Source organism: Kribbella sp. NPDC004875 (genome assembly GCF_042873375.1).
Taxonomy (GTDB): Bacteria; Actinomycetota; Actinomycetes; order Propionibacteriales; family Kribbellaceae; genus Kribbella.
This window is the reverse complement of record NZ_JBIALI010000003.1, coordinates 1-25,292: the sequence shown is the minus strand read 5'-3', so window position 1 is coordinate 25,292 and position 25,292 is coordinate 1. Positions and strand designations below refer to the sequence as shown.

Genomic DNA, 25,292 nt, shown 5'->3' with positions numbered 1-25,292 from the left:
CCGGCGGGCGGGGCTCGGCGAGGTTGGTGAGTGCTTGAGGTCTGCGGTTCAGCTGGTGCTGTCGAGGAGGGAGAGGGTTGTGGCGGCGGCTGTTGTGGGGTCGGCGGCTTCGATGGCGGCGGCGAGGGCCTCGTGCCAGGTGTCTTGGCCGGTGGTGAAGACCTGGAGGCACTGGTCGTCGCGGACGCTTTCGGCGAGGGCGCGGGCGAAGCTGGTGTAGAGCTCGATCAGGACCGGGTTGTGTGAGGCGCGGGCGACGCACAGGTGGAACTCGACGTCGTTCGCGACGAACGCCGCCTCGTCGCCCGCGACGCCGGCCGTGGCTCGGTCCGCGAGCGCCTTCTTCAGCGACTTGATGTCGGCCGCGGTACGTCGCGACGCCGCCAGGCCGGCCGCGACGATGTCGAGACCACGCCGAACCTCGACGACGTCGGTGTGGTCGGCGGTCACCAGCCGCCGACGGATCGCGACATCGGTGGCGTCGCTCGCCGTCACGTAGGTCCCGTCACCCTGCCGCGTGGCGAGCAGCCCGGCCTGCACCAGACCGCGGACCGCCTCGCGCACGGAGGCCCGGCTGACCCCGAGCTGCTCGACCAGTTCGGTCTCCGACGGAATGCGCTCGCCGACCGCCCAGCGCCCCGTGGTGATCTCCTCGCGCAGCTGGGTCCCGACGGACTCGACCAGCGAAACCCGCTCGACTTTCTTCATCGCATCGCTTCCTTAAACGTCAGATGACTGGTAATCCTATCACCTAGCAACACCCGAGATCCCGGCTCGGTTCCGACAAGTCCCCTCTCGAAGGAGGTCGGTCCGATGCACAGCCCAGAGTCACCGCACCAGCTTGCTGCCAGCCCGGTTCGCTCCGCCCACGAACCGCCGCCGGCGGATCCAGGGTCCGTGGTCGGCCGGGTCCTGGACACGATCCCGTTCAACCGCGCTCACCGGCTGATCCTGCTGATGGTCCTGCTCGGCGCCTTCTTCGACGTGATGGAGGAGAACTCGCTCGGCGCGGTCGGTCCGGCGCTGAAGTCGGTCTGGAACATCTCCACCCCGGAGCTGGCGTTCCTGCAGACCGTGACGATCGGCGCGATGATCATCGGCAAGGTGGTCACCGGCGTGCTCGGTGATCACAAGGGCCGCCGGTTCGCGCTCGGGTTCAACCTGGCCGTCTACTGCCTGGGCGCGCTGGTGTGCGCGCTCGCCCCGGGCTACGCGGTCCTGGCGATCGGCCGGTTCATCGTCGGGCTCGGCCTCGGTGGCGAGATCGCCGCCGGGATGACGATCCTCAGCGAACTGGTCTCGACCAAGTACCGCGGTGCGGTCGTCGCCTCGCTGAACGTCGGCGCCGGCGGCTTCGGCAACGTGGTGTCGTTCGGCTTCGCGGCCGTCGTCCTCGGTCCGCTCGGGAACTTCTTCGGCGGCCCGGACAACAGCTGGCGCTGGATGTTCGGCCTGCTCGTGCTGCCCGCGTTACTGGTGCTCGTGTATCGGCGGTTCCTCCCCGAGACACCGCGCTACCTCGCCTCCCGCGGGCGGATCGACGAGGCGAACGGCGTCCTCACCAGACTCGCTTCCGGCCGCTTGAAGGACACCGGCGGACCGGTCACGCCGTACATCCAGACCGTTGGTGGGGTCGTGCCGAAGGTCGAGAAGGTGCGGTTGTCGGAGGTGTTCCGCGGCGTCCTGCTCCGCCGTACGGCGGCCCTCGCGGTGATCTCGTGGATGACGTTCGGGGCGCAGGTGACGGTGCTGGTGCTGATGCCCACGATCCTCGTCGAGCAGGGGTACACGATCACCAAGAGCCTCGCGTTCACGATGGTGATGAACCTGGGCAGCCTGTTCGGTGCCGCCGCGGCGACCTGGGCGGCGCTGAAGCTCCCGCGCCGCCTCGTGATCACCGTCGGCGCCGGGGCCGCCTGTCTCGCCGCGCTCGCGTTCGGCTTTCTGGCGAACACACCGGCGCTGGTGCTGATCCTCGGCGCCGCCTTCCAGTTCTTCGTGCTCCTGCTGAACAGCACGATCTTCGCGTGGGCCCCGGAGCTCTATCCGACCCGGGTTCGCGCGTTCGGCACCGCGATGGTGGCGGTCCAGGGCAATGTCGCCGGGGCGTTCGTCCCGATCGGCGCCGGACTGCTGCTCGACCACGCCGGTGTGGTCGCGGTGTTCGTCCTGATCGCCGTCATGTACTCCGTGATGGCGATCGCGAGCCGATTCGCGCCGGAGACGCACGGCCGTTCGCTCGAGGACATCAACTCCACCACGAATGAAGGAGTCGCATAATGGCCCGTCTACACGTCAGCGCCACCTCGCACTGGCCGAACTACCTCCCGGAGTACGTCGCCCGCGAGCTCGGGTACTACGAGGACGAGGGCCTGGAGTTCTCCCGGTCCGCGCCCGACGACTGGACGCAGGTACTGCGGGACCTCGAAGGCGGCACCGCCGACGTCGTGCTCGGTGGGCTGTGGGTGCCGGCGATGTACCACGGTCGCGGCCGTGAGTACCGCGCCTTCGCCCAGCTCAACAGCCGGAACCCGAAGGCGCTGGTCACCCGCGAGAAGGTCGCCGACTTCGACTGGAAGGACCTCGAGGGCAAGGTCGTACTCGCACCGGGTGCCGGTGGTACGGCGCCGTTCGTGCACACGGCCGGGTTGATGCGTGAGGCCGGTGTCGACATGTCGAAGGTCCGTTGGGTCCGCGACCTGTCCGGCGGGATGCTCACCGAACTGTTCCTCGGCGGCATGGGTGACGCGCTCGTCACCGACCTGGTGAATGCCGCCTTCCTGGAGCACCGCGAGGAAGCTTTCGTTGCCGTGCGCCACGATCGGGCCGGCGGCCTGATGCCGAACAGCGTGTACTACACGACCGACGACGTACTGGCCCGCGAGGACAAGCTCGTCGAGCGGTTCTACCGCGCACTGCAGCGTTCGTACGACTGGCTGAAGGCGCACGAGGCGGCCGAGCTGACCGACCTGCTCGCTCGCGAGTGGCCGTCGCTCGACACCGACGTACTCGTTGGTGTCGTCGACGATCTGCGGGCGAGCGGGATCTGGGAGGACTTGCGGATCAGTGCGGAAGGGTACGGCGAGTGGATGCGCATCCTCACCGAGGACGGACTGCTCGACACGCCACCGGCGTACGGCGATCTGGTCGCGACGGTGGAGTCATGAGCGTCGGTCGGCCGATCCTCGCGCTGAGCCGGGAAGAGATCGCGAAGACCCTCGAGATGCCGGCCGTGATCGAGGCGGTCGGGAACGCGCACGCGGCGCTGAGTACCGGGGGCGCCGCACAGGCCGAGCGCTCGACGGTCGAGGTCCCTGGGCGTACGACGTTGCTCGTGCCGATGACCGCTGCGATCAGTTCTCAGTCCGTCGCGGGCATCAAGTTGCTCACCGATACCCCCGCCAACGCGGATCGTTCGCTCCCGGTGCAGCAGTCGACGTTGCTGCTCGTCGACCCCGACACCGGGGCGTGCGAGGCGATCCTGGACGGACCGGCGTTGACGTTGTTCCGCACCGCGGCGGCGTCCGCGGTGGCCACGCGCCACCTCGCGCGCAGTCAGTCGCGGACGCTCGGCCTGGTCGGTGCCGGTGCACAGGCGCGGGCTCATCTGGACGCGTTGTCGTGCGTGCTGACGATCGACCGCGTGGTCGTCTGGAGTCGTACGAAGGAGCGGGTCGAGGCGTTCGCGGCGTACGCGCGGGAACGTGTCGGCGAGGTGGTCGTTGCCTCCGGCCCCGAAGAAGTGGTGCGCGAGGCCGAGGTGCTCTGCACGCTCACGCCGTCGCGTGCGCCGATCGTGCGGGGCGAGTGGTTCACGCCCGGCCTGCACGTGAACGCCGTCGGCGCGCCGCCGCGGCCCGACTATCGCGAGATCGACAGCGCCGGGATCGCTCGCAGTCACGTGGTCGTCGACAGCTACGACGTCGTACGGCGAGAGTCGGGAGACGTCCTCGTCCCGCTCGCCGAGGGCGTGATCTCGGCGGACCATTTCGCCACCGAGCTCGGTGACGTGGTGACCGGCGCCCGACCGGGTCGCCGGACCGACGACGAGATCACGTTGTTCGACTCCGTCGGGCTGGGGCTGCAGGACATGGCGGCCGCGCGGCTGGCGGTCGACGCGGCCCGCCGTACCGGACTCGGCGTGGAGCTCCGGCTCAACTGACGACCGCCCCCGAAGACGTGTGACCCGCCGCTCGCCGGGATCGAGCCGGCGGGTCACACCTCGGGATCCACATCAACCACAAGGAGTGAGCCTGGATGCCGACACCGAGCCCGGGATACTCGATCACCGCCCGCGTGGAGGCGCCTGCCTCACCGCACATCACGACCGCGCTGACCACCGCGGTCGGCGCCGCCGGCGGCGCCCTGACCGCGCTCGACGTGGTCGAGTCGCGCGCCGACCGGATCGTCGTCGACGTCACGTGTGACGCCGTCGACGCGAACCACGAGGCTGCGCTGGAGAAGGCCCTCGGCGAGGTCGAGGGCGTGGCGGTCCGCAAGGTCAGCGACCGCACCTTTCTGCTGCACCTCGGCGGGAAGCTGCAGGTACTGCCGAAGGTCCCCCTCAAGCACCGCGACGACCTGTCCCGCGCGTACACCCCAGGGGTGGCGCGCGTCTGCCAGGCGATCGCGGAGAACCCGGCGGACGCCCGCCGGCTGACCATCAAACGGAACACGGTCGCGGTCGTGACCGACGGCTCCGCCGTTCTCGGCCTCGGCAACATCGGGCCCGCGGCGGCGTTGCCGGTGATGGAAGGCAAAGCCGCGTTGTTCCGCCAGTTCGCCGGTGTCGACGCGTGGCCGGTCTGCCTGGACACCCAGGACACCGACGCGATCGTGGAGATCGTGCGGGCGATCGCACCGGTGTACGGCGGGGTGAACCTCGAGGACATCGCCGCACCACGCTGCTTCGAGATCGAGAAACGGCTCCGGGACATGCTCGACATCCCGGTCTTCCACGACGACCAGCACGGTACGGCGATCGTCGTACTGGCGGCGCTCGCGAACGCGCTGCGGGTCGTCGGCAAACGGATCGAGGACGTCCGGATCGTGGTGTCCGGCGTCGGCGCCGCTGGTCATGCGGTGATCCGGCTGCTCGCGGCGGAAGGAGCGGGCGAGATCGTCGCCTGCGGCCGGAACGGAGCCGTCCACTCGGGACAGAGCGGGCTCGACGAGTACCGCGGGTGGATCGCGGCGAACACGAATCCGCGCGGCGAGACCGGTTCGCTGGTCGACGTACTCGCCGGGGCGGACGTCTTCATCGGGGTGTCGGGACCCGGTCTGCTGACCGGCGACGACATCGCGACGATGTCCGACGATGCGATCGTCTTCGCGCTGGCGAACCCGGACCCGGAGGTCGACCCGCTCGCCGCCGGTGAGCACGCGGCCGTCGTCGCGACCGGGCGGTCCGACTACCCGAACCAGATCAACAACGTGCTGGCGTTCCCCGGGTTCTTCCGCGGCATGCTCGACGCGGGGGCGCACGAGATCACCGACGCGGTGATGCTGGCCGCCGCGGACGCGATCGCGCGCTCCGTCGCACCGGAGGAACTGAACGCGACGTACATCGTGCCCAGTGTGTTCGACCCCGAGGTGGCGCCCGCTGTCGCCGCCGCGGTCCGGCAGGCGGTGAGCGATGACTGAGATCCTCACACCGGAGGCCGTCGAGTTCGTCATCGGTCTGCACCACGCTTTCGGTGCCCGACGCAACGAACTGGTCGAGGCCCGGCAACGCCGCCGCGCCGAGGTCGCACGGACCGGACGGCTGGACTTCCTGCCGGAGACCGCCGCGATTCGCGACGCGGACTGGAAGGTCGCGCCTGCACCGGACGACCTGCTCGACCGCCGCGTCGAGATGACCGGTCCGACCGACCGGAAGATGACCATCAACGCGCTGAACTCCGGCGCCCGCGTCTGGCTCGCCGACCTGGAGGACGCGAGCACGCCGCACTGGGACAACGTGATCGGCGGCCAGCAGAACCTGTACGACGCGATTCGCCGGACGATCTCGTTCCGCTCGGAGGCCGGCAAGGAGTACCGGCTCGCCACCGACCGCCGGCTCGCGACGATCGTGATGCGACCGCGCGGCTGGCATCTCGACGAACGGCATCTGCTCGTCGACGACGTACCGGTGGCCGGTGCGCTGGTGGACTTCGGGCTGTACTTCTTCCACAACGCGGCCGAGCTGATCGCGCGGGGGAGTGGACCGTACTTCTACCTGCCGAAACTGGAGGGTCATCTGGAGGCACGGCTGTGGAACGACATCTTCGGGTACGCGCAGGACCAGCTCGGCATCCCGCAGGGCACGGTGCGGGCGACGGTGCTGATCGAGACCATTCCGGCCGCGTTCGAGATGGACGAGATCTTGTACGAGCTACGCGACCACGCGTCCGGCCTGAACGCGGGCCGCTGGGACTACCTGTTCAGCGTGATCAAGTACTTCCGCGACTCGGGCCCGGACTTCGTCCTGCCGGACCGCAACGCGGTGACGATGACGGCGCCGTTCCTGCGGGCGTACACACGGTTGCTGGTCCGGACGTGTCACCGGCGCGGGGCGTTCGCGATGGGCGGGATGGCGGCGTTCATCCCGAGCCGCAAGGACCCGGAGGTCAACGAGCTCGCGTTCGCGAAGGTCCGCGCGGACAAGCAGCGCGAGGCCGGCGACGGGTTCGACGGGTCCTGGGTCGCGCACCCGGATCTGGTCCCGATCTGCCGCGAGGTGTTCGACGGCGTGCTCGGCGATCGCCCGAACCAGGTGGACAAGCCGCTCGAGGAACTCGACGTCACCGCGGTCGACCTGATCGATCTCCGCTCGACGCCCGGCGCGCCGACCGAGAGCGGGCTGCGGAACAACGTGCGGGTCGGCCTGCTGTACGTCGAGGCGTGGCTGCGCGGAAACGGCGCGGTCGGCATCGACAACCTGATGGAGGACGCCGCCACCGCCGAGATCGCGCGCTCACAGATCTGGCAGTGGGTGCACAACCAGGTCAAGCTCGACACCGGCGTCCAGGTGACGGCCGAGCTGGTCGAACGGATCATCGACCAAGAACTGACAGTGATCGGCGCGGACGCCCGGTTCGACCAGGCGCGGCGGATCTTCGCCGACGTCGCGCTCGCCGACAGCTACGCCGACTTCCTCACGCTCCCGGCGTACGACGCCGTACTGGAGGCCGAATGCGCATCCTGATCGCGAACGTCAACACGACGAAGGCGATGACCGAGACCATCCGTGCCCAGGCCGCGGCCTCCGCGTCCGAGGGAACGGAAGTGATCGGCCTGACGCCGGACCTCGGTCCCGAATCGGTGGAGGGCAACTTCGAGAGCTATCTCGCCGCCGTCGCCGTGATGGACGCGGTCGTGCGCCACGAAGGTCCGTACGACGCGGTGATCCAGGCCGGGTACGGCGAACACGGGCGCGAGGGCCTGCAGGAGTTGCTCGACGTCCCAGTGGTCGACATCACCGAGGCCGCGGCGCAGATCGCGATGCTGGTCGGCCGGAGCTACTCGGTGGTGACCACGCTTGACCGGGCGGTGCCCCAGATCGAGGACCGGCTGCTGTTGGCCGGAGTCTCCGGACGTTGCGCGTCGGTCCGCGCCAGCGGGCTCGCGGTACTCGAACTCGAGGAGGATCCGGACCGCGCCGTCGACGCGATCGTTGAGCAGGCGGTGCAGGCCGTGCGCGACGATCATGCCGAGGTGATCTGTCTCGGCTGCGGCGGAATGGCCGGCCTGGACCGAAAGATCGCCGCGGCGACCGGCGTGCCCGTGGTGGACGGTGTGACCGCGGCCGTGCAGCTCGCGGAGTCGCTGGTGCGGCTCGGACTGTCCACCAGCAAGGTCCGGACGTACGCCGCTCCGCGCCCGAAAACCATCACCGGCTGGCCACTGCGCCAAGCAGCCGGCGCGTGACTTCGCAGAATCCCTTGAAACGTCAGACGACTGGTAATCATACTAACTACCACCCCGAGATCCCGGCTCGGTCGACAGCAGATTCCTTTGTCAGCAGGAGGTCGACCCATGCACCCCTCGGATTCACCGACCACGGCAACATCGGCACCAACCCCACCCCCGGCACCTGAGACCGGTCGCCTCTCGGAGGTGATGGACCGGATCGGCTGGACCCGCGCGCATTGGGTCGTGGCCGGTCTGGTCCTCGCGGGGATGTTCTTCGACGCGCTCGAACAGGACACCACCGGCGCCATCACCGAAGGCCTGAAGGCCAGCTTCGGGATGGACACCGCCGACCTCGCCTTCCTGAACACCGTGATGATCATCGGTGGACTCGTCGGCCGTGTCACCACCGGCTATCTCGCCGACCGCAAGGGCCGGCGGTACGCGCTGTCGTTCAACCTGCTGCTCTACACGCTGGGCGGCATCCTGAGCGCGATCGCGCCGAACCAGACGATCCTCGAGATCTCCCGGTTCATCGTCGGTATCGGCCTCGGCGGCGAGTTCACCGTCGGGCTCGCGCTCGTCACCGAGATGGTCGCGACCAAGTACCGCGGCACCGTCGCCGCGTCGCTGAACATCGGCTCCGGCGGCGTCGGCAACTTCGTGGCCTTCGGCCTCTTCCTGATCGTCCTCGGTCCACTGAACGACGTCCTCGGCGGTACCGACGCGAGCTGGCGCTGGCTCTACGTGCTGCTCGCCGTACCCGCTCTGCTCGTCGTCTTCATCCGGCGGTACATGCCCGAGTCACCTAGGTTCCTGCTGTCGAAAGGGCGGTTGGACGAGGCGAACGAGGCGCTCACCACGTTGGCTTCCGGACGGTTGAGCCGCAAGGGGCGCGGCCCGGTCACGGCGTACCTGACGCAGGACGACATCCCCGATGTCGTCGGGCAGTCGGTGCCGCTGCGTACGTTGCTGACGGTCGGGTCGTTGCGCCGTACGGCGGCCATCGGGGTCGCGTCGTGGATGTCGTTCGGCGCGCAGATCACCCTGCTGGTGCTGATGCCGAGCATTCTCGTCGCCCAGGGCTACAGCATCAGCGACAGTCTCGCGTTCACGATGGTGATGAACCTGGGCAGCCTGTTAGGTGCCTGCGCCGCCGCACTGCTGGCCCGGAACGTGGGCCGCCGAACGACGGTGGTCTCGGCGGCCGTCCTCGGCTGCGTGGCCGCGGTCGCGTTCGCGAGCTTCGCGCACGGTGCGACGCTGATCCTGCTGCTCGGCGGCACGTTCCAGTTCTTCGCACTGCTGCTCAACACCACCCTCGCCGCCTGGTCCCCGGAGGTCTACCCGACCGAGGTGCGCGCGCTCGGAACCTCGATCGTGAACGGCATCGGGAACGTGTCCGGCGCCGTGATGCCGCTGATCGCGGTCCCGGTCTTCGCCGCCTGGGGGATGTCCGGGGTGTTCCTGATGCTGGCCCTGATGTACGTCGTGCTCGCGATCGCGGCCCGGTTCGCACCGGAGACGTACCGGCTGTCACTGGAACAGATCAACCGGACCCAGGTCTGACCATTCTCCAGAAAGGAAGAACATCTGTGAGGGAATACAGCGCCCCGGTCGACTACCGGCGGATGGAGTCGTTGCTACGTGACTTCGAGCCGAGCTTCACCTTCGAGCCGGCCGGGCAGATCACCGAAGCGGAGTACGCCGACCGGATCGAGCGGCTCCGCCGGGAGGCGACGGTCGCGGGTCTGGACGCACTCCTCGTGCACGCCAGCCTGGTCGGCTGGTACCACACGTCGAACCCGTTCCTGCGTTACCTGTGCGACTGGATGCGGGAAGGGGTCCTGATCCTCCCGACGGACGCCGACGTGGAGCCCGAACTGCTGTCGTTCTGGACCGAGTCGGCCGTCGTACCGCCCGGTGGCGAGCCGTTGCTGGTGGGCGACATCTGGCAGATCTCGCCGTTCGGGCGGGAGAGTGTCGACCGGCCTGGATCACCGCTGGGCAAGACGGTCGAGGCCGCGGTCGGCGTACTGCGGCGGCTCGGTCTCGCGGGCGGACGGGTCGGCCTGATCGGTGACGACACCGCGACGTCGTGCTGGGCCGGTCTGCGAGACAGCCTGCCGACCAGCGAGTTCCGCGACGCCACCGACATGATCCTGCGGATGCAGCGGATCCGGTCGAAGGCCGAGATCGAGATCATCCGGTCGGCGGGGCAGCTGATCGACATCGGGTGGGAGGCGCTGTGTCACGTGGCCCGGCCGGGGGTGACGGACTACGAGGCGTACGCAGCGTTCTCCTATGCGCAGATGGCGCGTGGCGGCGAGACGGGCGACGGGTATCAGATCGGTGCGAACAGGTACGGAACGCTGTGCGGGAAGCCGTACGGGCATGTGCTCACCGACGGCGATCTGCTCAACCTGTACATCTCGAACGTCACCTATCTCGGCTACTGCGCGCAGGCCGCCCGGATGATGGTGATCGGATCGGCGACCGAGCAGCAGGAAGAGGTCCTGGCGATGACGGTCGACGCGGTCCGCCGGGCCGAACGGCTGATCAAACCCGGCGTGAAGTTCAGCGAACTGCACGACGCCGCCTTCGAGGCGTATGTCGAGCGCGGGTATCTGAAGTCCAAGGAGACCCGCACGATGCCGTTCAACTGGGAGGCATTGCCCGACGGGTCGCCGCGGCCGGTCGAACGGCAGTACGTCGAGGACGCCGACTGGGAGGCACAAGGGCGGCGGTTGATGCACGTCTGGCCGGCCGCTCCCGGTCCGCACAACCCCAATCTCGGTCACGCGATCGGAATGCCGAAACTCCCGCAGTACAACGTCACTTCGCACAACACCGACCGGATGGAGCCCGGGATGGTGTTCGTCCTGCACGCCCAGTGGGTCGAGCCGCTGGTCGCCGGCTCCAACCTCGGTGACCTGTACGTCGTCACCGAGACCGGCTTCGAGAACCTGACCTGCCGTACCTCGGTCGAACCGTATCGAACGGAGAAGTCCGTATGACCGTCCTCAAACTCAGCTCGATGGCGCACGGCTTGAACTACCTCCCCGAATATGTTGCGCGCGGCAACGGAATCTTCGCGGCGAACGGCCTCGAGGTCCCGTACACGTTGCGCGACCCGTGGGACGGCATCATGCACGACCTCGCCGACGGGACCTCCGACGTCGCGCTCGGTGGTCTGTGGGTGCCTGCCATGTACTCCGGCCGTGGGCGGGACTTCGTCGCGATCGCTCAACTCAACGACCGCTTCCCGATGTGCATCGTCACGCGCGAGCGGGTGGACGGCTTCGACCTGTCCTGGCTGCGGGACCGCACCGTCCTCGTTCCCGGACAGGGTGGTACGGCGCCGGCCGAGTTCACCCGCGGGCTGATGCGTGAAGCCGGTCTCGATCCGTGGCAGACCCGGTTCGCGCATGACCTGTCGATGCCGATGCTGTATGAGCTGTACGTCAACGGGCTGGCCGATGCGTTCGTCACCGACCTCGTCACCGCACTCGAACTGCAGCAGTCCGGCCGTGGGCAGATCGCGTACCTGCACGCCGAGCGTGGTGGTCGCATGCCGAACAGCGTGTACTACGTCCTCCGCGAACGCCTCGACGAACTCACACCCGCACTGATCCCGTTCGTAGGATCCATCGACAAGGCCATGCAACAACTCCGCGACGGCACCGTCGTCGACCTCCCCGGTCTGCACGCTACCGAGTGGCCGGAAGCCAACCCGTCGACCCTCACCGCAGCCACCGAACTCCTCATCAAACACGGCGTCTGGAACACCACCCGAGTAGACCAAGCCGCCTGCGAACGCTGGACCGGAATCCTCCACACAGCCGGTCTAACCGTGAATCACGTCCTGTACGCCAACATCACCGACACCCGAGCGATGCCCGAGTAAGTCATGCGTGGGGCGTTCAGTCGGGGACGAAGAAGTTCATGTCTTGCCAGAGGGTGTCTACGTGGGCGATCGCGGTTCGGCTGCGTTGGGGCTCGATCGCGACCAGGGCTGCGGCGAGCCCGTAGGCGAGGCTGGTGGCTGCTGTCATCGAACGGAAGTTGGAGATGCCCTCGGCCGGGATGAGCAGGACGTGGTCGGCGTGGTCGGCTGCGGGGGAGTGCTTCGTGTCGGTGATGGCGCAGGTGGTGGCGCCGACCTGTTGGGCGAAGCGGAGCGCCGCGACCGTCTGCTTGTAGTGCTGCCAGAAGCTGAACGCGACCAGACAGTCCTCGCTCGTCAGCCGGGCGAGCGCGTTGGTCAGATGCGGCCCGCCACGATCCTCCAACGTGATGTCGTACCCGCGACTCGCCGCCATCATCGTCAACCCCTGCGCGGGCAGCGCGTGCGTCCCGGTCGCCACCACCAGCGTCCGTGGCGCCGCATGGATCGCCTCCACGACCGCCGCGCCTTCCTCGAAGTCGAAGGAGTGCAGGCAGGATTGCAGGTTCTCCGTGTCCCGCGCGAACGCGGTCGCCAGTACGCCGGCGTGCCCCGTCGTGGGTGCGCCGGCGTCCACGTCGTACCGCCGGACGACGTACACCGAGCGGAACTCCGCCTGGAACTGCGGCCAGCCGGCGTACCCGAGCGACTGCGCGAACCGGACCACGGTCGCGCCGTTCACCTCGGCGCGCTCGGCGACCTCGGCGGCGGTCGCGTACGACGAGAAGCTCGGTTGGGTGGCCACCACGTGGCGGACCCGTTCGGCCTTCGGTCCGAGGCGGGTGCCGCCGGCCTGGGCGTCGAGCCATTCCGCCACCGTGTGGACCTGGTCAGTCATCACCCCATTGTGCCGGATGCAAGAAATAATGCACCATCCCTTGCATGCACGATTTCATGCATCTACTGTCCTGAGTCATCCATCCCCTCCCTGGCCGCGCGAGCGTGTCAGAGCATGGAAGAAGGAGGCTCCGATGACCGTGGAAATCCCCGCCGCCGGCCGGACGCTGCTGGACCGTCTCGAACGGCTCCCATTGTCCCGCCCGCATTTCGTCCTGCTACTGATGGGCGGTCTCGGGATCGCCTTCGACGGTATGGACGGCTCCCTGGTCTCGTACCTGCTGCCGGCCGTCAAACCCCTGTGGCACCTCGCGCCGTGGCAGATCGGCCTGATCGGCAGCTCGCTGCTGATCGGGATCCTGATCGGCGCGTTGACCGCAGGCATCGTCGGCGACGCGATCGGCCGCCGCAAGGTGATGATGTACGCGCTCGCGCTGTACTGCGCCGCCACCCTGATCGCGGCGTTCGCGCCCTCCTGGGAGATCTTCTTCAGCGCGCGCATCGTCGCAGGTATCGGCGTCGGCGCCGAGGCGGCGATCATCCCGGCGTTCATCGCCGAGTTCATCCCGGCCCGCTCCCGCGGTCTGCTGGTCGGCGCCGTCGCCGGGTTCTTCTCCGCCGGGTACGTCGCGTCGGCGCTGCTCGGGCGCCTGTTCGTGCCGACGTTCGACCATGGCTGGCGGATCGCCCAGATCGTCACCGCGCTCCCCGTGCTCATGCTGCTGTGGTGGCGCCGCAGCCTGCCGGAGTCGCCGCGCTGGCTGATCCAGCAGGGCCGGTACGCCGAAGCGGGCGAGGTCGTCGACGCCCTGGAGGACGCCGTCCGCGCCACCGGGAAGGACGTGCCGCCGGTGCCCGCGCCGTCGATCGAGACCACGGTGTCGGTGCCGCGCAGTCCGAAGCCCGGTGCGGGTCTGGTGTTGATGTGGCGGGACGGACTGGCTCGTCGTACGGCGGTGTTGTGGTTGCTGTGGATCTCGATCACGTTCGCGTTCTTCGGCTTCTTCACCTGGATCCCGTCGCTGCTCGTCGAGCGGGACCTGACCATCTCCAAGAGCCTCACGTACGCGCTGCTGATCACGCTCGCGCAGATCCCGGGGTACTACTCGGGCGCCTACCTGAACGAGCGGCTCGACCGGAAGTGGACGATCGCGTCCTACCTGACGGCCGGCGCGATCTCGGCGTTCCTGCTCGCGAACGCCTCGAACAACGGGCAACTACTCGCCTGTGGCATCTTGCTCTCGTTCTTCATGAACGGCACGTACGCCGGTCTGTACGCCTACACGCCCGAGGTGTACCCGACCGCGATCCGCGCCACCGGGATGGGCACCGCGTCCGCGGTCGGCCGGCTCGGCGGGATCAGCGCACCGATCCTGATCGGCGTCCTGTTCACGTCGATCGGCTTCCTCGGGGTCTTCTCGATGATCGCGGCGGCCCTGCTGCTCGGCGCGGTCGCCATCCTCACGCTCGGCCTGTCGACGCGCGGCCGCCGGCTCGAGGACCTGGACCCGGAGCAGCCGGTCGCCCAGCCGAGCGCGGCCATGCTGCCCGAACGCGGCGCGGCGGCGGCGAACTGACATGGACACCGTTTTCGTCAACGCCACCGTCCTCGATGTTCGCAACGGCGTCCTGGTCGAGGATCAGGAAGTTGCCGTGTGCAACGGACGGATCCAGGACGCCGTACCGCGTGATGCCCGCGTGATCGACCTGCACGGGCGGACGCTGATGCCCGGGCTGATCGACTCGCATGTGCACGTGACCCAGGCCAGCGCGAGTTTCGCCGAGATGACCTCGTGGCCGGCGTCGTACGCGACCGCACGGTCCGCTCAGGTGCTGAAAGACATGCTGCTGCGCGGGTTCACCACCGTGCGCGACCTGGGTGGTGCCGAGGCCGGGCTGGCCCGGGCGCTGCGCGAAGGACTGATCGAGGGACCACGGCTGCTGTACGGCGGCCCGATCCTCGCACCGACCGGCGGGCACGTGCTGACCAGGATCTGCGACGGTCCGACCGAGCTCCGCCGGGCGATCCGCGAGCAGATGGCGCAGGGTGCGCACCACATCAAGCTCACGCTCAGCGGTGGCGTCGTGTCGTCGATGGCGCTCGACGCGCTCGCCTTCTCCGAGGAGGAGATCCGCGTCGCCGTCGAGGAGGCCGGGTTCGGTCACGGGTACGTCGCCGGGCACGCGTACTCCGCCGCCTCGGTGAACCGGGCGCTGCGCTACGGCGTACGGACGATCGAGCACGGGAACCTGATCGACCAGGAGAGCGTCGACCTGTTCCTGGAGCTCGGTGCGTTCCTGGTGCCGACGCTGGCGACGTTCGACGCGCTGCGGCGGAGTGGAGCCGAGCACCTTTCCGCCGAGGGCAAGGGGAAGCTCGACAACATTCTCGAGCTCGGGTTGCAGGCGTTGGAGCTCGCTGATCGTGCGGGTGTGGCGATCGGGTACGGGACCGATTTGCATGGAGATCTGCATGCGCATCAGCTCGACGAGTTCATGCTGCGGGCCGAAGTACAGAAGCCTGCTGACATCTTGCGGTCCGCGACGTTGGTCGGCGCGGAGATCGCCGGGCTGGTCGGTGAGGTGGGGGAGATCCGGGACGGGGCCTGGGCGGATCTGCTCGTGGTGGACGGGAATCCGCTCGAAGACATCGCCGTGCTGACCGACCCGGACCGACGCTTGCGCCTCATCATGCAGGGCGGCCGGATCGCGAAGGACACCCTGGACGAGGAGACTCCCGATGTGCCGTGATCATGACGAGGTCGAACCGCTGCCGAGTTCGATCAGCCGGCGGGGCGTGATCGGCGGCGCGATCGCGCTCGCCGGCGCGGGTCTTGCGGCGGTCGGTCTGCCCGCCGAGGCGGCGGGGCCTGGTGAGGCGCGGTCGTTGGGGCGGCCGCCGGTTCCGCAGGCGGTGGTGGTCGAGAACGGGATCGTGCTCGATCCGCTCACCGGTCGGGTCGTCGAGGACGCCGTCGTGGTGCTGGACCGCGGGAAGGTCGTGGCGGTCGGCAACCGTTCCCAGACTCGCGCGGCGGTGGCCGAGGTCAACGGTCGCGCGCGGGTGATCGACGTCGAGGGCCGCTGGGTGCTGCCCGGGCTGATCGACGTCCACGTGCACGAGAACGCGGTCGCCGACGCGCGAGCAGCCCTGATCCGTGGCGCGACGACGGTCCGCAGCGGTACGTCGGACTTCTACCAGGACATCGGCCTGCGCGCACTGGGACCGTGGGCGCCGGGCGTCGTACCGCGGATGAAGGCGTCCGGCACGTTCGTCACACCGGATCTCGGCACCACGATCCTCGGAGACCCCGCGCTGGCTCCGCTGGCCGGTGGCGTCCGTACGCCGGAGGAGCTGCGGTACCTGACGTCGGTCAATCTCGATCGCGGCGTCGACTGGGTGAAGACCCGGGTGAACGAGCGGGCCGGCGTACCTGAGCAGGATCCGCTCACGCAGGTGTACGACTACGAGCAGATCCGGGCGATCGTCACCGAGGCACGTAAGCGCGGGGTCGGCGTGATGTGCCACAGCTACAGCGAGCAGGCGATCGACGACGCGGTCCGGGCCGGGATCAAAACCCTCGAGCACGGGGTGTTCGTCAGCGAGCGGACGCTGGAGCGGATGGCGCGGCAGGGGACGCATTTCACGCCGACGATGTCCGCGATCGGCGGCATGCGCGACTCGTCGAACCCGATCCTGAAGCAGCGTGGTGAGCAGTTCTTCCCGGTTCTCCAGGCCGCGGTACGGCGGGCCGTCGAGCTGGGTGTCACCGTGGTCGCCGGCACGGACTCGTTCGGGCTCGACGTCGACCCGATCGGCGGTGAGGTCCGGCTCCTGCACGAGGCGGGGCTGAGCGCCCTCGACGCGATCCGCGCGGCGACGACAAGCGCGGCGCGACTGCTTGGCCTCGAGAGTTCCGTCGGCCGCCTGGCCCGCGGGTACGCCGCCGACCTGATCACCCTCGACGGCAACCCTCTCGAAAACCCCAGCGCCCTCGAACAGCCCCACCTGGTCATCGCCGGCGGCGCCATCGTCACCTGACCCGGACCGCCAGCACTCATCAATCGCACGATCCCCACCCTCCCCACGCTCAGCCCACCCGATCGACACCCATTGATGAGTGCTGGCGGTCCGCGAGGGGTCAGCGGGTTACTCGGTCTACTCGGTGCCCGGTTCGGTCGAAGATGTGGAGTTGGGTGGGGTCCAGGGCCAGGTGGATGCGGGCGCCGCGGTGGAGGTCGGCGTCTTGGGGGACCTCGATGACCAGATCGGCTCGGCGATGCGTGGGCGGTGGTTCGGGTGCGGGATCGGTGGGGGAACCCAGGCCGATGCGGGAGCGGAGTCTGGTCAGCAGCGAGGACTGGTGAGTGGGCGACCTACCGTCGTGGTCGGGTAGGGCGTGCAGGGGTTGGGCGCGGCCGACGCGGTCGGGGTCGACCGCCTCGATGCCGCACTCGACGAACGCGATCGACTGCTGGCCGTGGAACTCGAACGCGCGCAGTGTCCCGGACAGCGGGTTCGGGACGTCCTCGTCGGCGATCAACCGGAAGGCGTTCGAGCGCGCGCCGACGATCACCTGGGCGCCGTCGTGGTGGCGCAGGATCAGCGAGCGACGGTCGGTCGGCGGCAACGCGATCGCCTGGGCGCCGAAGTCGAGTGACACCCGATGGTGGGCCGTCACCCGGACGGTCGCGTGCAGCAGATTGATCCGCGGCGTCCCCAGGAACCCGGCGACGAACGCGGTCGCCGGGTCGTTGTAGACCTGCGCCGGGGTCCCGACGTCCTCGATCCGGCCGTCGCGCATCACCGCGATCCGATCGGCCAGTGTCAGCGCCTCGACCTGGTCGTGGGTGACGTACAGCGTGGTGACGTTCAGGTCCCGCGTCATCGCGCCGATCTCCTGGCGGAGCTCGGTCCGCATCGTCGCGTCCAGGTTCGACAGCGGTTCGTCGAGGAGGAACACCTCCGGGCGGCGAACCAGCGCGCGGCCGATCGCGACCCGCTGCCGCTGCCCGCCGGACAGTGTGCGCGGCATCCGGTCGAGCACCGAGGAGATGCTCAGGATCTGCGCCAGGCCGTTCGCGGTCGAGCTCGCCGCGGTGTCGTCCTGCCCGGCGATCTGCAGCGGGAACATGATGTTCTCCCGCACGGTCCGGTTCGGGTAAAGGGCGCCGGTCTGGAACACCATCGCGACCCCGCGCTCCCGTGGCGCCAGGCGGGTCCCGTTCGTCCGGCCGAACCACACCTCGCCGGCGGTCACCTGCTCCAGACCGGCGATCATCCGCAGCAGCGTGGTCTTCCCGCACCCGGAGGGCCCGAGCAGCACCATGAACTCGCCGTCGCCGATCTCCAGCGTCAGCTCGTCGACGGCGAGGTGTTCACCTTCGAACACCTTGGACACCGCGTCGAGCTTGATCGCCGTCATGTACGCCTTATACGGGAAGATCCGGTTCACCGGCAAGAAGTGAGCATCCTTGCAACAGGCAAGGTTGACGACTTGACTGTTGCCGACAGCAATCAAAGACCGTCAGGACGACTGGGGAACTCGCTGTGGCGTGCCGTTGACAACGACGGCGGTCACCTCGCCGATACCGCCGTCCGGGGTGCGGGTGAGCTGGACCAGATCGGCCCGGGCTCCGACCGCGAGGCGTCCACGGTCGGTCAAACCGAGCAGATCGGCGGGTGTCGTGGTGGCCATCGTGACGGCGGTTTCCAGCGGCAGTCCGCCAGGCCCAATGGCCCAGCGGAGGCAGTCGAGGAGTGAGGCGCCGCTACCCGCGAGGTACGGCGTACCGTGCAGGCGCAGGCTGCCGTCGGGGGAGACGGTGACCGCGCCGCCGACCGCGGTTCGGTAGTCGCCCGGAGCGCATCCGGCGAGGGCAGCGGCGTCGCTGGTGAGGACGCAGCGGGCCGCGCCCTTCGCGCGGACGAGAGCGGCGAAGGTGTCCGGGGGCAGGTGATGGCCGTCGGCGATCAGGCCGGCGGTGAGGGTGTCTGCGGTCAGCTGCGCCCAGATCGGGTTGTGGTGGCGATCGATCTGCGCGGGCAGGCCGTTGCCCAGGTGAGTCGACAGCCGCCCGCCGGCCGCCGCGAACGCATGCACGTCCTCCGCGGACGCCAACGAATGCCCCACCGACACCACCACCCCACGCGCTCTCGCCGAGCTCGCGATGGTCAGGTGGCGGGTGAAGTCGATGGCGCCGATGCGTTCGGGGGCCAGGGTCATGATCGCGATGGCGCCCTCGGCGGCGGTCTGCCAACGGTCGAACTCGGCCGGGTCGGGGTCGCGGATGACGGCTGGGTCGTGGGCACCTCGGGCGCCCTCGGTCGACGAGATGTACGGGCCTTCGAGATGCAGGCCTGGGGCGCCGTAGGCGACTGCGGGGTCGGCGGCGCGAGCGGCGGCTGCTCGGGTGACGAGGGCCGTCGTCGTGGCGTCGTCGGCCGAGATGATCGTGGGGAAGACCGTGGTGACGCCCTGCTGCCAGAGCGTTCGGACGAGATCGGACAACTCGTCGGCCGGCCGGGTCGGGTCGTTGACGTCCAGACCGGCGTACCCGTTGAGCTGGAGGTCGACTAGGCCGGGGATCAGCAGCAGGTCCGGGGCGGTCGGGTGGTCGGTGATCTCCGCGATACCGGCGGGGGAGTACCGCACCCGTACGCCGCGGCCGCTCGCGGTGCGGCCTTCCAGGACCTCGCTCATGACAGGACCTCGCTCAGCACAGGGGCCTCCTCGGGTTGTTCGGGACAACACAACTGCATCTTGGGACTCGCGGCAAGACATGCTAGTTTGCTGCAAACGTTTGTAGTCACCATAGTCGCCAATCCGTCCCGAGGAGTGCACCGTGCTCGACACCCGGACCAAGATCGAGGATCTCCAGCTCGAAGTCTTCGCCGCCACCGCGGACATGGCCGCCGCGGCCGCGGCCGGCACCGCCCAGGTGCTCACCCAGGCGGTGGCCGAGCGCGGCGCGGCGCGCGTCGTGATCGCCACCGGAAACTCGCAGCTCGCCTTCGTCACCGCCCTCGCCGGGTACAACGTCCCGTGGGCCGACGTCACCGTCTTCCACATGGACGAGTACGTCGGTATCGACGCGAACCACCCGGCGTCGTTCCGGCGCTGGATCCGGGAGCGGATCGCGGAGCCGTTCGGCCCGGCGCGAGTCGAGTACATCGACGGCGAGGCCACGGACGTCGAGGCCGAGTGCCGGCGGTACGAGGAGCTGCTGCGCGCGGCCCCGATCGACCTGACCTGCATGGGGATCGGCGAGAACGGTCACCTCGCCTTCAACGAACCCGGCCAGGCCGACTTCGACGACCCGCGCTGGGTCCGCCGGATCACGCTCACCCCGGAATCGCTGCACCAGCAGGTCGGCGAAGGGCACTTCCCCGACGTCGACGCGGTCCCGCCGACGGCGATCTCCCTGACCGTCCCGGCCCTCCTGAGCGCCCGCGTCGTACAGGTCGTGGCTCCCGAGCAGCGCAAGGCCGCCGCCGTACGGAACACCCTCACGCTGCCGATCGACGCGAGCTGCCCGTCCACAATCCTCCGCCGTACCCCGAACGCGACGCTGTACCTGGACGCCAACTCCGCCGGCGACTCCCTCGACCTCCTCCCCACCACCGCCTGACCACCCGCCAACCCGCCAACCCTCCATCGCAGGGGGCACCCCTCGAGCTGCAGGGTTGCCCCCTCGAATTTCGGAGGGGCAACCCTGCGGTTGCGGGGGGCGCCCTTTGGGGTGGAGGGTTGCCCCCTCGAAATCCGGAGGGGCAACCCTGCGGTTGTGGGGGCGCCCCTTGGGGTGGAGGGTTGCCCCCTCGAATTCCGGAGGGGCAACCCTGCGGTTGTGGGGGCGCCCTTTGGGGTGGAGGGTTGCCCCCTCGAAATCAGAGGGGGCAAGCCTGCAGCTGCGGGGTCAGCCCTCGAGGTGGAGGGTTGTGAGGCCGAGGAGCGCGGGGAGGTTGACGGGGGTGTGGGTGGTGATGGACTGGGTGAGGGCGTCGCCCATGGCTACGGCGTACGCCGCTTCGGTGCTGGTCGCCATCAGGCCGAGTTCGGTCGACTCGGGGCTCGGGCCGGCGAACAGGTCGCGGCGCATCAGCGGGTCCGCGCCGCCGTGCCCGCCTTCTTCGGGGACGATCTCGAGGACCCGGGCCGGCCCGAAGAGTTCGGCTACCGTGATCTGGCCGGAGTCGGGCAACGCGGTGCCGTCGACGGTGCGCCCGTGGCGTAGCTCGATGGATCCGTGGGTGCCACCAATGCTGACCCGGTAGCCCTCCCACGTGCTGGAGAAGTCCACCGAGTACGTCAGGCTCGCGCCGCCGGGGTAGCGGGCGATCGCGCTGTACGTGTCCTCGATGTCGATCTCCGCGTCGTACAGGTACAGCGGGCGCGACGCCGGATACTGCCCGGGGTAGTGCAGCCCGAAGAGACCCGCGCGGACGCCGTCGTCAGCCGGGAACACGCCAGAGCCTTGCTGCGCAAGGAAGTACGGGTCGTCGGCACGCCGGTCGCTGCGGTGTGGACTGCCGGGGCCGTAGTAGTTCAGCGCGCCGTACCCGAAGATCTCCTCCGGGGCGGAGCCGATCCACCAGTTCAGCAGGTCGAAGTGGTGTGACGACTTGTGCACCTGTAGCCCGCCGGACAACGCGCGCCGCCGGTTCCACCGCAGGAAGTAGCTCGCGCCGTGCCGCAGGTCGACGTGGTAATCCATCACCACGCGGGTGATCCGGCCGATGACGCCGCTCTGGATGAGCCGCTTGACCTCGCGGTGCGCGGCCGGGTAGCGGAAGTTGTGGCTGACCTGGACGGTCCCGCCCGACTCGCGCTCGGCGGCGAGTACTGCGCGGGCGGCCGCGGCCGTGCTGACCATCGGCTTCTCGGTGATCACGTCGACGTCGCGCCGCAACGCGCCGACGATGTACTCCTCGTGGGTGTGGTCCGGCGAGGTGACGATCACCGCGTCCGGGCCGACCCGCTCGAGCATCTCGTCGTACGCCGTCCGCGGGTAGAACGGGATCGGTGCGCGGCCGAGCCGTTCCAGCGCCTGGTTGAACTCGGCGACCCGGTCCGCGTCGGTGTCGACGATCGCGACCACCTCGGCGTACCCGGACAGGTCGTCCTCGTCGCTGCCGTACCCGAACCCGCCGTCGGCGGTGCGGTCGGTCAGCCCGAGGACCGGCAGGACGAAGCTGGCCAGACCGCGGGCGGACAGGCCGCAGACGGCGTACCGGCGGGTTCCGGACATGGAGCTCCTATCAGTGATCGAGTCAGTGATCGAGTAGCCGGCAGCAGGCGCTGTCGGCGGCGAACAGGCCAAGACTCTCGAACAGGGTCCGCGCCATCACCCGGTGACCGCGGCCGCCGGGGTGGGTCGGGTCGGCCATCCACTCGGCCGGCGCCCAGCCGGAGCCGGCCGCGGTCCAGTGCGCGAAGTGGTCGACGAGCAGCACGTCCCGGCGGGTGGCGACGGTGCGGATCGTGTCGGCGTACGCCGGGAGGTGGTCGCCGAGGTTGTACCGGCACGTCCGCAGTACGGCGGTCGGCGTCTGGGCGACCACGATCGCGCCGGTTTCCAGCACCGCGGTGAGCAACGTGTCGTACATCTGCTCGAACGCGGCCACACCGTCCGGACCGGCCTTCGCGTCGTTGGTGCCGACGCCGATCAGCACGACGTCGGGGGACAGGTCGAGGGCCGCCGGCAGCCGACCGAGGGTGTCCGAGGTCGTCGCACCGGAGACGGCCCAGCGGGCGAACGAGTCGCCGTACCGCGTGAGCTCGTAGCGGACCCGTTCCTCGAGCAGTTGGACGTAGTCGCGCTCGGCGCCGGTCCAGTGCGCGCCCTGGGCGATGCTGTCGCCGATCGTGGCCCAACGAATCGGCTCGCCTGACTGCAGAGCGGCCGAGACTGCCGCCGTACCGGTGCTGTTCGCCATGGCCGACACGATAGCAAGATTCTCTGCTATTGCGACAAACGTTTGCAGTCCGTATCGTCCAGCGCACCCCCTCCCCGTCGCAGAGGAGCCGCCCGATGAGCAACAACCCTCGCCTGACCCGCCGCGGTCTGCTGGCCGGAACAGCCGCGACCGCCCTCCTGACCGTACGTACGACGGCGTCCGCCGAGCCGTCCCGGAGCACCGCACTCACCCTCCCGAACCCGCCGGCCGGTGGGATCTCCCGCGGGCAGGTCTTCGACAACCAGATCCCGGACCGCTCGGTGTACGCCGGGCTGGTCTGGTTCGTCTGGGGCGCGTCGAGCCTGGATCAACCGACCGGCGCGGTGCCGTCGGCGTACCTGCCCGCGTTCCGCGACTTCGACAAGACGCACACGCTGGCGTGGTACGAGGCGAACCATCCGGAATGGATCGCCTACAAGGCAGACGGCTCGACGGTCGCGTGGGAGTTCGGCAACATGACGTACGTTCCGATCGACTTCCAGAACCCGGCTGTCCGGACGTTCTACTGGGACTCGTTCGTGCAGCCGAAGATCGACGCCGGCTACCCGATCATTGCCTTCGACAACATCGGTACGTTCAACGGCTACGGGAACGCCGGGCACAAGAACGGCACCCAGTTCGTCCAGCAGTACACCGGCGACCGCGTCGACGACGCGTGGGCCGCCGCGGTCCTGGACTGGATGTCGTACCTGTCCCAGCGGCTGCACGCCGCCGGGATCGGGATGGCCGCGAACATCACCTGGAACGCCTCGGTCAAGCTCCCCGACATGCTCGCGGCGGTCGACCTGGTCGACGTGTACGTCGACGAGCAGGGGTTCACCGTCCATCGGCCGGAGAACTACAACGACGCGGCCTGGCTGAACAAGTACGACTTCACCCGGCAGATCGCTGCTCAAACGTTGCACCTGGCGATCAACCAGACCACCGAGGAAACCCTCGCGACCGCGACCCAGGCGCAGATCGACTGGGCAGTCGCGAACTACCTGCTCTACCGCGAGCAGAAGAGCCTGCTGACGATCTGTGGCGTCGGCGAGTACCACGTCTTCGTCGACTGTCCGCAGTTGCACACGGACATCGGTACGCCGTCTGCGCCGCCGGTGCTCGACGCGTCCGGCGCGTACACCCGCCGCTACCAGCGCGGCCTCACGCTGGTGAATCCCTCGTCGACCGCCACCGCGGCGGTCACCTTGCCCTCCGGAACCTGGACCGATCTGCACGGCGCCACGGTCTCCGGCCAGCTCTCGCTCCCGCCCAACTCGGGCAGCGTGCTCTCCAACTGAACGAGAGGAACGTCCATGAGACTCCGCCGAACATCCACGGCCGCATTGGTACTCGCGGCCGGCCTGGCGTTGCTCGCACCCACCGCGCAGGCCGCCGAGCCCAGCGTGCTCCAACCCGATCTGGCGGGCGGGACGTGCGGACCGCCGCAAACCGGCGTACCGCTACCCGTGACCAGCGACCACGGTGTCCTGCAGGCGCAGGTTTTCGACCGGCAGGTTCCCGATCCGTCCGTGTACGCGGGCCGTGTCGGCTTCGTCTGGGGCGCGTTGCAAGCGGCCCAGCCTGAGGGAGTGCTGGCCAGTTCGTACGTCACCGCGTTCCGCAACGCGCCCGCACGGCAGTTCACGCCCGAGTGGTTCAAGGCGAACCATCCGGACTGGATCGAGTACACCGACGACCGGCTCACCCCGGCGTGGGAGTTCAACAACCACGTCTACACGCCGATCGACATCGGCAATCCCGAGGTCCGGCAGTGGTTCACCACCAACCTGATCGATCCCGCGATCGCCGCCGGGTTCAAGGTGATCGCCGTTGACAACATCGGTGTCCGGAACGACTTCAACGTGCGTGGTCACTACGACAAGGACGGGAACTGGGTGCAGCAGTTCGGCACCGACCCGAAGGACCCGGCCTGGGTCGCGGACGTCCTCGACTGGCTGCGGTACCTGCGGGACTACACCCACGCCCGCGGCGTCTCGGTCGCGTTCAACCTGACCTTCAACGGCAGTCTGCACGACCAGTTCCAGGACAAGTCGCCGGAGTACCTGGCCGCGCTCGACGAGATGATCGACATCTCCGACATCTGGCTGAACGAGCAGGGCTTCACCGTGCACCGGGTCGAGAACGTCACCGACGACGAGTGGCAGCTGATGTTCGACCTGCTGCGACGGCACCGCTGCAAGCCGTCCGTCGTGATGAACAAGCTACCCACCGACTACTGGGACCAGGCCACGCCCGAGCAGCGGCAGTGGGTCGTCGCCAACTACCTGCTGTACCGCGAGGCTCCCGCGATGCTGGAGAGCACCGGGCGCAAGGACTACGCGGGCTTCAACGAGATCCCGGAGATGGCAGCCGACCTCGGTACGGCGATCACTCCGCCGGTACGCCGTGGTCCGGCGCTGTGGACGCGGTTGTACCGCGACGGGATGACCGTGGTGAATCCGTCGTCGACGCAGTCCGCCGAACTCGTGCTTCCCGCCGGGACATGGACCGATCTCCACGGGGTGCAGTACTCGGGACAGATCGTTGCACCCGCCAACACCGGGCTAGTGCTGAAGAGAAGCTAGGTCGTGTCTGGCAATTCCCCGCCTACTGCGCGGCACTCGGCACGGCACCTCGCTGCACGTGAGCAAAGGCCACGATGCTCCGCATCGAGAC

21 protein-coding genes are annotated in these 25,292 nt (G+C 68.9%); 15 read left to right on the top strand and 6 right to left on the bottom strand.

The features are described from left to right. Positions 1 to 48 precede the first annotated feature (48 nt). The gene (locus tag ACFYRH_RS17335) at positions 49 to 708 is read right to left on the bottom strand and encodes a FadR/GntR family transcriptional regulator (protein ID WP_387775386.1); all 660 of its coding nucleotides are present in this window, start codon (positions 706 to 708) and stop codon (positions 49 to 51) included. 105 nt (positions 709 to 813) lie between these two features. Between ACFYRH_RS17335 and ACFYRH_RS17330 the strand changes: the two genes are divergently transcribed. The 9 genes from ACFYRH_RS17330 to ACFYRH_RS17290 all read left to right on the top strand — a co-directional run bounded on the left by ACFYRH_RS17330 (position 814) and on the right by ACFYRH_RS17290 (position 11,797). Beyond that, entirely contained in the window at positions 814 to 2,280 is a 1,467-nt protein-coding gene (locus ACFYRH_RS17330; RefSeq protein ID WP_387775383.1) for an MFS transporter, read from the top strand. Next, complete coding sequence (locus ACFYRH_RS17325) at positions 2,280 to 3,167, top strand: ABC transporter substrate-binding protein (protein WP_387775381.1); 888 nt, start codon at positions 2,280 to 2,282, stop codon at positions 3,165 to 3,167. Before ACFYRH_RS17330 ends, ACFYRH_RS17325 begins: the two co-directional genes overlap by 1 nt. Beyond that, entirely contained in the window at positions 3,164 to 4,162 is a 999-nt protein-coding gene (locus tag ACFYRH_RS17320; RefSeq protein WP_387775378.1) for an ornithine cyclodeaminase family protein, read from the top strand. Before ACFYRH_RS17325 ends, ACFYRH_RS17320 begins: the two co-directional genes overlap by 4 nt. 95 nt (positions 4,163 to 4,257) lie before the next feature. After that, a complete protein-coding gene (locus tag ACFYRH_RS17315) occupies positions 4,258 to 5,643 on the top strand; it encodes an NAD-dependent malic enzyme (RefSeq protein WP_387775375.1) in 1,386 nt (461 codons plus the stop codon). Further along, positions 5,636 to 7,186: a malate synthase A gene (gene aceB / locus ACFYRH_RS17310; protein WP_387775372.1), complete on the top strand. Its 1,551-nt coding sequence runs from the start codon at positions 5,636 to 5,638 to the stop codon at positions 7,184 to 7,186. Before ACFYRH_RS17315 ends, aceB begins: the two co-directional genes overlap by 8 nt. Further along, positions 7,174 to 7,908, top strand: coding sequence for an aspartate/glutamate racemase family protein (locus ACFYRH_RS17305; protein ID WP_387775369.1), 735 nt, complete (start codon positions 7,174 to 7,176; stop codon positions 7,906 to 7,908). The genes aceB and ACFYRH_RS17305 overlap by 13 nt, the downstream gene beginning before the upstream one ends. A gap of 192 nt (positions 7,909 to 8,100) precedes the next feature. After that, positions 8,101 to 9,459, top strand: coding sequence for an MFS transporter (locus ACFYRH_RS17300; RefSeq protein WP_387775366.1), 1,359 nt, complete (start codon positions 8,101 to 8,103; stop codon positions 9,457 to 9,459). Positions 9,460 to 9,485: 26 nt separating this feature from the next. Beyond that, complete coding sequence (locus tag ACFYRH_RS17295; protein ID WP_387775364.1) at positions 9,486 to 10,907, top strand: M24 family metallopeptidase; 1,422 nt, start codon at positions 9,486 to 9,488, stop codon at positions 10,905 to 10,907. Beyond that, positions 10,904 to 11,797, top strand: coding sequence for an ABC transporter substrate-binding protein (locus ACFYRH_RS17290; protein WP_387775361.1), 894 nt, complete (start codon positions 10,904 to 10,906; stop codon positions 11,795 to 11,797). The genes ACFYRH_RS17295 and ACFYRH_RS17290 overlap by 4 nt, the downstream gene beginning before the upstream one ends. A gap of 16 nt (positions 11,798 to 11,813) precedes the next feature. On the opposite strand, the gene ACFYRH_RS17285 is transcribed toward ACFYRH_RS17290, so the two are convergent. Then, positions 11,814 to 12,674 (bottom strand): MurR/RpiR family transcriptional regulator, encoded by an 861-nt coding sequence (locus ACFYRH_RS17285; RefSeq protein WP_387775358.1) that lies wholly within the window; start codon positions 12,672 to 12,674, stop codon positions 11,814 to 11,816. 133 nt (positions 12,675 to 12,807) lie between these two features. On the opposite strand from ACFYRH_RS17285, the gene ACFYRH_RS17280 reads away from it, so the two are divergent. Genes ACFYRH_RS17280 through ACFYRH_RS17270 form a run of 3 tightly spaced genes read left to right on the top strand, consistent with a single transcriptional unit; the run spans position 12,808 to position 16,715 of the window. Further along, complete coding sequence (locus ACFYRH_RS17280) at positions 12,808 to 14,250, top strand: MFS transporter (protein WP_387775355.1); 1,443 nt, start codon at positions 12,808 to 12,810, stop codon at positions 14,248 to 14,250. 1 nt (position 14,251) lies between these two features. Next, entirely contained in the window at positions 14,252 to 15,424 is a 1,173-nt protein-coding gene (locus ACFYRH_RS17275; protein WP_387775352.1) for an amidohydrolase family protein, read from the top strand. Further along, positions 15,414 to 16,715, top strand: a complete 1,302-nt coding sequence (locus ACFYRH_RS17270) for an amidohydrolase family protein (RefSeq protein WP_387775349.1) — start codon at positions 15,414 to 15,416, stop codon at positions 16,713 to 16,715. The genes ACFYRH_RS17275 and ACFYRH_RS17270 overlap by 11 nt, the downstream gene beginning before the upstream one ends. 100 nt (positions 16,716 to 16,815) lie before the next feature. On the opposite strand, the gene ACFYRH_RS17265 is transcribed toward ACFYRH_RS17270, so the two are convergent. Together ACFYRH_RS17265 and ACFYRH_RS17260 are read right to left on the bottom strand one after the other, a co-directional pair. Next, positions 16,816 to 18,129, bottom strand: coding sequence for an ABC transporter ATP-binding protein (locus tag ACFYRH_RS17265; protein WP_387778283.1), 1,314 nt, complete (start codon positions 18,127 to 18,129; stop codon positions 16,816 to 16,818). A gap of 72 nt (positions 18,130 to 18,201) precedes the next feature. After that, positions 18,202 to 19,377, bottom strand: coding sequence for an N-acetylglucosamine-6-phosphate deacetylase (locus tag ACFYRH_RS17260; RefSeq protein WP_387775346.1), 1,176 nt, complete (start codon positions 19,375 to 19,377; stop codon positions 18,202 to 18,204). A gap of 142 nt (positions 19,378 to 19,519) precedes the next feature. Between ACFYRH_RS17260 and ACFYRH_RS17255 the strand changes: the two genes are divergently transcribed. Beyond that, on the top strand, positions 19,520 to 20,305 hold the full coding sequence (locus tag ACFYRH_RS17255) for a glucosamine-6-phosphate deaminase (RefSeq protein ID WP_387775343.1): 786 nt from the start codon (positions 19,520 to 19,522) through the stop codon (positions 20,303 to 20,305). 288 nt (positions 20,306 to 20,593) lie between these two features. Here ACFYRH_RS17255 and ACFYRH_RS17250 read toward each other — a convergent pair whose 3' ends face one another. Both ACFYRH_RS17250 and ACFYRH_RS17245 read right to left on the bottom strand, forming a co-directional pair. Further along, a complete protein-coding gene (locus ACFYRH_RS17250) occupies positions 20,594 to 21,925 on the bottom strand; it encodes a Gfo/Idh/MocA family protein (protein WP_387775341.1) in 1,332 nt (443 codons plus the stop codon). A 22-nt stretch (positions 21,926 to 21,947) separates the two neighbouring features. Further along, positions 21,948 to 22,613 (bottom strand): SGNH/GDSL hydrolase family protein, encoded by a 666-nt coding sequence (locus ACFYRH_RS17245; RefSeq protein WP_387775338.1) that lies wholly within the window; start codon positions 22,611 to 22,613, stop codon positions 21,948 to 21,950. A gap of 95 nt (positions 22,614 to 22,708) precedes the next feature. Here ACFYRH_RS17245 and ACFYRH_RS17240 point away from each other — a divergent pair, with 95 nt between their 5' ends. Together ACFYRH_RS17240 and ACFYRH_RS17235 are read left to right on the top strand one after the other, a co-directional pair. After that, on the top strand, positions 22,709 to 23,914 hold the full coding sequence (locus ACFYRH_RS17240) for a putative glycoside hydrolase (protein ID WP_387775335.1): 1,206 nt from the start codon (positions 22,709 to 22,711) through the stop codon (positions 23,912 to 23,914). Positions 23,915 to 23,929: 15 nt separating this feature from the next. Continuing rightward, the gene (locus ACFYRH_RS17235) at positions 23,930 to 25,201 is read left to right on the top strand and encodes a putative glycoside hydrolase (protein WP_387775332.1); all 1,272 of its coding nucleotides are present in this window, start codon (positions 23,930 to 23,932) and stop codon (positions 25,199 to 25,201) included. The last annotated feature ends 91 nt before the right edge of the window (positions 25,202 to 25,292 follow it).

Coding starts and splice junctions, on each gene's coding strand:
- ACFYRH_RS17335 (WP_387775386.1), bottom strand. CDS start 708: ATGAAGAAAGTCGAGCGGGTTTCGCTGGTCGAGTCCGTCGGGACCCAG.
- ACFYRH_RS17330 (WP_387775383.1), top strand. CDS start 814: ATGCACAGCCCAGAGTCACCGCACCAGCTTGCTGCCAGCCCGGTTCGC.
- ACFYRH_RS17325 (WP_387775381.1), top strand. CDS start 2,280: ATGGCCCGTCTACACGTCAGCGCCACCTCGCACTGGCCGAACTACCTC.
- ACFYRH_RS17320 (WP_387775378.1), top strand. CDS start 3,164: ATGAGCGTCGGTCGGCCGATCCTCGCGCTGAGCCGGGAAGAGATCGCG.
- ACFYRH_RS17315 (WP_387775375.1), top strand. CDS start 4,258: ATGCCGACACCGAGCCCGGGATACTCGATCACCGCCCGCGTGGAGGCG.
- aceB (WP_387775372.1), top strand. CDS start 5,636: ATGACTGAGATCCTCACACCGGAGGCCGTCGAGTTCGTCATCGGTCTG.
- ACFYRH_RS17305 (WP_387775369.1), top strand. CDS start 7,174: ATGCGCATCCTGATCGCGAACGTCAACACGACGAAGGCGATGACCGAG.
- ACFYRH_RS17300 (WP_387775366.1), top strand. CDS start 8,101: ATGGACCGGATCGGCTGGACCCGCGCGCATTGGGTCGTGGCCGGTCTG.
- ACFYRH_RS17290 (WP_387775361.1), top strand. CDS start 10,904: ATGACCGTCCTCAAACTCAGCTCGATGGCGCACGGCTTGAACTACCTC.
- ACFYRH_RS17285 (WP_387775358.1), bottom strand. CDS start 12,674: ATGACTGACCAGGTCCACACGGTGGCGGAATGGCTCGACGCCCAGGCC.
- ACFYRH_RS17280 (WP_387775355.1), top strand. CDS start 12,808: ATGACCGTGGAAATCCCCGCCGCCGGCCGGACGCTGCTGGACCGTCTC.
- ACFYRH_RS17275 (WP_387775352.1), top strand. CDS start 14,252: ATGGACACCGTTTTCGTCAACGCCACCGTCCTCGATGTTCGCAACGGC.
- ACFYRH_RS17270 (WP_387775349.1), top strand. CDS start 15,414: ATGTGCCGTGATCATGACGAGGTCGAACCGCTGCCGAGTTCGATCAGC.
- ACFYRH_RS17260 (WP_387775346.1), bottom strand. CDS start 19,377: ATGAGCGAGGTCCTGGAAGGCCGCACCGCGAGCGGCCGCGGCGTACGG.
- ACFYRH_RS17250 (WP_387775341.1), bottom strand. CDS start 21,925: ATGTCCGGAACCCGCCGGTACGCCGTCTGCGGCCTGTCCGCCCGCGGT.
- ACFYRH_RS17245 (WP_387775338.1), bottom strand. CDS start 22,613: ATGGCGAACAGCACCGGTACGGCGGCAGTCTCGGCCGCTCTGCAGTCA.
- ACFYRH_RS17240 (WP_387775335.1), top strand. CDS start 22,709: ATGAGCAACAACCCTCGCCTGACCCGCCGCGGTCTGCTGGCCGGAACA.
- ACFYRH_RS17235 (WP_387775332.1), top strand. CDS start 23,930: ATGAGACTCCGCCGAACATCCACGGCCGCATTGGTACTCGCGGCCGGC.